The sequence below is a fragment of the Pseudomonas sp. 18.1.10 genome (genome assembly GCF_024655625.1).
Lineage (GTDB): Bacteria > Pseudomonadota > Gammaproteobacteria > Pseudomonadales > Pseudomonadaceae > Aquipseudomonas.
In genome coordinates this window covers 1-1,200 of sequence record NZ_JANLGL010000458.1, presented here as the reverse complement: position 1 = coordinate 1,200, position 1,200 = coordinate 1, and the positions used below count along the sequence as shown (strand labels likewise).

1 protein-coding gene is annotated in these 1,200 nt (G+C 62.2%); it reads right to left on the bottom strand.

The genetic code is table 11. The features are described from left to right. Window positions 1-67: 67 nt before the first annotated feature. Window positions 68-1,042 carry a D-glycerate dehydrogenase gene (locus NUV89_RS29680; RefSeq protein WP_257784118.1) on the bottom strand — a complete coding sequence of 325 codons (975 nt, stop codon included), beginning with the start codon at window positions 1,040-1,042 and terminating at the stop codon, window positions 68-70. Window positions 1,043-1,200: the final 158 nt, after the last annotated feature.

Genomic DNA, 1,200 nt, shown 5'->3' with positions numbered 1-1,200 from the left:
GACTGATACACCGCATTCGCGAGCAAGCCCGCTCCCACACAAGCCCGCTCCCACAGGGAGATTTATGTCAGCCCTTCCAGACCTGCGGGTTCACCAGATCCTGCGGACGCTGGCCCAGCAGGGCACTGCGCAGGTTCTCGAGAGCACGATTGGCCATGGCCTCACGGGTTTCATCCGTCGCCGAGCCGATATGCGGCAAGGTCACGGCATTGCTCAGCTGGAACAGCGGTGATTCAGCCAACGGCTCCTGCTCATACACATCCAGCCCCGCTCCACGAATCCGCTGGGTTTGCAGCGCTTCGATCAGCGCCGGTTCATCCACCACCGGGCCACGGGAGATGTTGATAAGGATCGCGCTGGACTTCATCAGGCCCAGCTCGCGGGTGCTGATGAGGTGGCGGGTCTTGTCGCTCAATGGCACCACCAGGCACACAAAGTCTGCTTCGGCGAGCAACTGATCGAGGCTGCGGAACTGCGCGCCCAGCTCCTGTTCCAGCGCAGTCTTGCGGCTGTTGCCGTTGTACAGGATCGGCATGTTGAACCCCAGGCGCCCGCGACGGGCCACGGCCGCGCCGATATTGCCCATGCCGACGATGCCGAGGGTCTTGCCATTTACGTCGCAGCCAAACAACGGCGCGCCGACGCTGGCTTTCCACTGGCCGGCCTTGGTCCAGGCGTCCAGCTCGGCGACACGGCGAGCGCTGCTCATCAGCAGGGCGAACGCGAGGTCGGCGGTGCTTTCGGTGAGCACGTCCGGGGTGTTGGTGAGCATGATCCCGCGTTCAGTGAGGTACGGCACGTCGTAGTTGTCGTAGCCCACTGATACGCTGGACACCACTTGCAGCTTGCCCGCGCCTTCGAGTTGCGCACGGCCCAGCTTGCGACCCACGCCGATCAGGCCGTGGGCGTGGGGCAGGGCTTCATTGAACTGCGCGTTGATGTCACCCAGCTTGGGGTTGGGCGCAATCACCTCGAAATCCTCTTGCAGGCGTTCGATCATGGGCGGGGTGATGCGGCTGAAGGCGAGGACAGTCTTTTTCATTGCAGGCGGGCTCATCGACTACGGGAGAATGCCAAGCACGCTAACATTCTTGCCAGCGATTGTCAGGACACGGCTGAACCCATGTGAACACAGATCCAAATGTGGGAGCGGGCTTGCTCGCGAAGGCGGAGTGTCAGTCAATCAATCTTTATCTGACG

Bases quoted from the DNA above. Each gene is read 5' to 3' on its own strand.
- NUV89_RS29680 (WP_257784118.1), bottom strand. From the start codon at position 1,042: ATGAAAAAGACTGTCCTCGCCTTCAGCCGCATCACCCCGCCCATGATC.